Below are 5,082 nucleotides of genomic sequence, written 5' to 3'. Positions count from 1 at the left end.
CCTGGAAGCCGCCCGCGTGCACACCAAGGCGTGGTCCTACCAGATGGGCATCCTGGGGCCGCCGAGGGACGGGACGGACCGGGAGGTCTGGTCCGAGCGCCGGTTCGACGGCATGGACTACGCGCTGCTCTGCGCGTACACGCACCCCGAGGCGCCGGGGCCGGTGCTGGACCTGGTCACGGACTGGTACGTCTGGGTCTTCTACTTCGACGACCACTTCCTGGAGGTCTTCAAGTACTCGCGCGACGTGAAGGGCGGCCAGGCCTACCTGGACCGGCTGCCGCTGTTCATGCCGCTGGACATGAGCCAGACGCCGCCGGAGCCCGTCAACCCGGTGGAGCGCGGCCTGTGGGACTTGTGGCAGCGCACGGTGCCCGCCATGTCCATGGACTGGCGCCGCCGCTTCTTCGAGAACACCAAGCACCTGCTCGATGAGTCGATGTGGGAAATCGAGAACATCAGCGAGGCGCGCGTCTCCAACCCCATCGAGTACATCGAGATGCGCCGCAAGGTGGGCGGCGCGCCGTGGTCGTCGGACCTGGTGGAGGTGGCCGTCGCGGCGGAGATTCCGGACCGGGTGGTGAAGAGCCGGCCGATGCGCGTCTTCAAGGACACCTTCTCGGACGCGGTGCACCTGCGCAACGACTTGTTCTCCTACGAGCGTGAAATCCTGGAGGAGGGGGAGCTCTCCAACGGCGTGCTGGTGGTGGAGAAGTTCCTCGACTGCGACACGCAGCGCGCCGCGGACCTGGTCAACGACTTGCTGACGTCGCGGCTGCAGCAGTTCGAGACGACGTTCGCCACGGAGCTGCCGTGGCTCTTCGCGGAGTACGGACTCAACCCGGTGGAGCAGGCGCAGGTGCTCACCTACCTGCGGGGCCTTCAGGACTGGCAGTCCGGCGGCCACGAGTGGCACATGCGCTCCAACCGCTACATGAACCAGCACGCCCAGGAGCGCCCGGCGCTGTCCATTCCGGTGCCCGCGGGACTGGGCACCTCCGCGCTCCGGCTGCCGCTGACGGCGGGCGCGCTGGGGATGGGGCCTCGCGCCCGCTCGCTGAGCCACACGCCGCGCCAGCACGTGGGCCCCACGACGTTGCCGAAGTTCTACATGCCGTACAGCACGTACCTCAGTCCCCACCTGGACCACGCGCGGAGGGCCTCCAAGGCCTGGGCGCGGAAGATGGGCCTGCTCGAAGTCGTGCCCGGCGTGGGCTTCTACGTCTGGGATGACCACAAGTTCGACGCGGCGGACGTGGCCCTCTGCGGCGCGCTCATCCACCCGGACGCGACGCCCGAGCAGTTGGAGCTGACGGCGTGCTGGCTGGTGTGGGGGACGTACGCGGACGACTACTTCCCCCTGCTCTACGCGAACACCCGGGACATGGCGGGCGCCAAGGCCTTCACCGCGCGGCTGGGGCAGTTCATGCCGGACGACGTGGAGACGGCCAGCGCCGCGGTGCCCCTCAACCCGGTGGAGCTGAGCCTGGCGGACCTGTGGAAGCGCACGGCGGGCCCGCTGACGCCGCGCGGCCGAAAGCTCTTCCGCAAGGCCATCCAGGACATGACGGACAGCTGGGTGTGGGAGCTGAACAACCAGCTGCTCAACCGCGTGCCGGACCCGGTGGACTACGTGGAGATGCGCCGCAAGACGTTCGGCTCGGACCTCACCATGTCGCTGGCGCGCCTGTCCCACGGCGACGCGGTGCCGGAGGACGTCTTCAATACCCGCACGTTGCGGGCGCTGGAGAACTCCGCCGCGGACTACGCCTGCTTCGTCAACGACCTGTACTCCTACCAGAAGGAAATCCAGTTCGAGGGCGAGCTGAACAACTGCGTGCTCGTCGTGCAGAAGTTCCTGGGCGTGGACAAGGACGCGGCGGTGCAGGTGGTCAACCAGATGATGACCGCGCGCATGAAGCAGTTCGAGCACCTGGTGGCCAAGGAGCTGCCCGCCGTCATCCGCACCTTCGAGCTGGACGAGAAGGCGCAAGGCAAGCTGCACAAGTACGTGGAGCAGTTGCAGCAGTGGATGGCGGGCATCCCCCGGTGGCACGCGGGCGTGACGCGCTACACCGAGGTGGAGCTCATCCACGACGCGGCGCCGAAGCTCAAGACGGGCAAGCCCGCCCCGCTGGGCATGTCGGCGATGCGCCTCTCCGAGCTGCTTCGCGCCACGCGCCCCTGAGAAGTCCCCAGACACATTCCGAAGTGATTTCGAGTCTTCAACTCCGAAGAAGGGTGACCCATGTCCAATGATTCGAAGAAGTTCGACGACAACAACCAGAGCCTGGGCACGCAGGCGGCTCGGCAGCTGGCGACGACGACCAAGTCCGAGCCGCAGATGCAGGGCATCTCCTCGCGGTGGCTGCTCAAGCTGCTGCCGTGGGTGCAGGTGTCCGGCGGCACGTACCGCGTCAACCGCCGCATGACGTACGCGGTGGGCGACGGCCGCGTCACCTTCACCAGCACGGGCGCCAAGGTGGCGGTGATTCCGCAGGAGCTGGGCGAGCTGCCTCTCTTGCGCGGGTACGAGGACGTGGACGCGCTCACCGCGCTGGCCAACCGCTTCGAGCAGAAGGAGTTCAAGGCGGGCGAGGTCATCACCGAGGCGGGCAAGGAGGCCGACTCCATCGTCCTCATCGCGCACGGCAAGGTGAACCGCATCGGCACCGGCAAGTACGGGGAGCCGGTGGTGCTGGAGACGCTGGCGGACGGAGACCACTACAGCTACCAGGCGCTGCTGGAGTCGCAGGACTACTGGCAGTTCACCGCCAAGGCCGTCACGCCCGTGATTGCGCTGGTGCTCCAGCAGTCCGCCTTCGAGACGGTGGTGGCGCAGGTGCCGTCGCTGCAGAAGCACCTCGAGAAGTTCAAGGCGCGCTCCAAGAAGAAGCAGGACCACTCGGGCCAGAAGGCGATTGAGCTGGCGGCGGGCCACCACGGCGAGCCGGTGCTCCCCGGCACCTTCGTGGACTACGAGACGAGCCCCCGCGAGTACGAGCTGTCCGTCGCCCAGACGGTGCTCCAGATTCACACCCGCGTGGCGGACCTCTTCAACGACCCGATGAACCAGACGCAGCAGCAGCTGCGCCTGACGGTGGAGGCGCTCAAGGAGCGCAAGGAGCACGAGCTCATCAACAACCGTGAGTTCGGCCTCTTGCACAACGCGGACCTCAAGCAGCGCATCCACACCCGCTCGGGCGCGCCGACGCCGGACGACATGGACGAGCTGCTCGCGACGGTGTGGAAGGAGCCGTCGTTCTTCCTGGCGCACCCGCGCGCCATCGCCGCCTTCGGCCAGGAGTGCAACAAGCGGGGCATCTACCCCACCAGCGTGGAGATGAACGGCAACCACGTGCCCGCGTGGCGCGGCGTGCCGATTGTTTCCTGCAACAAGCTGCCCATCTCCGAGACGCGCACCACCTCCATCATGCTGATGCGAGCGGGGGAGAAGAACCAGGGCGTCGTCGGCCTGCACCAGGCGGGAATCCCCGACGAAATCGAGCCCAGCCTCAACGTGCGCTTCATGGGCATCAACGAGAAGGCCATCATGAACTACCTGGTGACGGCGTACTTCTCGGCGGCGGTGCTGACGCCGGACGCGCTGGGCATCCTGGAGAGCGTGGAGCTGGGGCGCTCGTAGTCGTCGCCTGACTTCGTATCCGAATCAAGGAGACCACTTCATGGCGAATCCAGACAGAGAGCTGGCGGCCCACGAGGGCACCAGCCTGAGCACGGCCGGCGCGCGGCAGCTGGCGACGACGACGAAGACGCAGCCGGTGATGCAGGGCATTTCGCCCCGCTACCTCTTGAGCATCCTGCCGTGGGTGCAGGTGTCGGGCGGCACGTACCGCGTCAACCGGCGGCTGACGTACGCGGCGGGCGACGACCGGCTGAACTTCAGCAACATCGGCGTCAAGGTGGAGGTGATTCCGCAGGAGCTGCTGAAGCTGCCGCTGATGCGGGGCTTCCAGGACGCGGACGACCTGCTCATCCGCACGCTGGCGGGACGCTTCACCCAGCAGCAGTACAAGGCCGGGGACGTCATCGTGGAGGCGGGCACGTCCGCGCACCAGGTGTTCCTCATCGCGCACGGCAAGGCGCAGAAGCTCTCGAAGGGCAAGTACGGCGACCCGCTGGTGCTGGACACGCTGGCGGACGGCGACCACTTCGGCGACCAGGCGGTGGTGGAGTCCAACGACGTGTGGCCCTTCACCGTCAAGGCGCTCACGGCCTGCACGGTGATGGCGCTGCCGCAGGACGTGTTCGAGGCGCTCATCGTCCAGTCCCCGGCGCTCAAGGCGCACGTGGACGGCTACAAGGCGAGGCTCAAGAAGCCGCAGGACAAGGCGGGCCAGGCGGCCATCCCGATGTCGGCCGGCCACCACGGCGAGCCCGTGCTGCAGGGCGGCTTCGTGGACTACGAGCTCAAGCCGCGCGAGTACGAGCTGAGCGTGGCGCAGACCATCCTTCGCGTGCATACCCGCGTGTCGGACATCTTCAACGACCCGATGAACCAGACGCAGGAGCAGCTGCGGCTGACCATCGAGGCGCTGAAGGAGCGCAAGGAGTGGGAGCTCATCAACAACCCGGAGTTCGGCCTGTTGCACAACGCGGACCTCAAGCAGCGCCTCAACACGCGCTCGGGGCCGCCGACGCCGGACGACATGGACGAGCTGGTGACGCGCCGTCGCAAGACGCGCTACTTCCTGGCGCACCCGCGCGCCATCGCGGCGTTCGGCCGGGAGTGCACCCGGCGCGGCCTGTACCCGACGGTGGTGGACGTGGGCGGGGCGAAGTTCCAGGCGTGGCGCGGGGTGCCCATCCTCCCGTGCGACAAGCTGCCCATCAGCCGGGAGAACACGACGTCCATCATCGCCATGCGCACCGGCCAGGAGGATCAGGGCGTGGTGGGCCTGCACAACGCGGGCATCCCGGATGAAGTGGAGGCGAGCCTCACCGTCAAGCGCATGGCCATCAACGACCAGGCCCTCACCCAGTACCTGGTGAGCACCTACTACTCCGCCGCCGTGCTCGTCCCCGACGCGCTGGGCGTGCTGGAGAACGTGGCGCTCGGCG

The 5,082-nt window shown here is 67.6% G+C and carries 3 protein-coding genes; all 3 read left to right on the top strand.

Going from position 1 to position 5,082, the window contains the following annotated elements:
- The coding region (locus K8640_RS42235; protein ID WP_370640454.1) for a terpene synthase family protein at positions 1-2,188 on the top strand (2,188 nt) is incomplete at its 5' end.
- A gap of 60 nt (positions 2,189-2,248) precedes the next feature.
- Positions 2,249-3,646, top strand: a complete 1,398-nt coding sequence (locus K8640_RS42230; protein WP_223752257.1) for a family 2B encapsulin nanocompartment shell protein — start codon at positions 2,249-2,251, stop codon at positions 3,644-3,646.
- Between the two features lie 40 nt (positions 3,647-3,686).
- Positions 3,687-5,082 (top strand): family 2B encapsulin nanocompartment shell protein (locus K8640_RS42225; protein ID WP_223752256.1); only part of this gene is annotated, 1,396 nt, incomplete at its 3' end.

Origin of the sequence: Myxococcus sp. XM-1-1-1, from assembly GCF_020037095.1 — a bacterium.
Lineage (GTDB): Bacteria > Myxococcota > Myxococcia > Myxococcales > Myxococcaceae > Myxococcus > Myxococcus fulvus.
The sequence above is the reverse complement of the archived record's forward strand: the minus strand, read 5'-3'. Positions and strand labels throughout refer to the sequence as shown.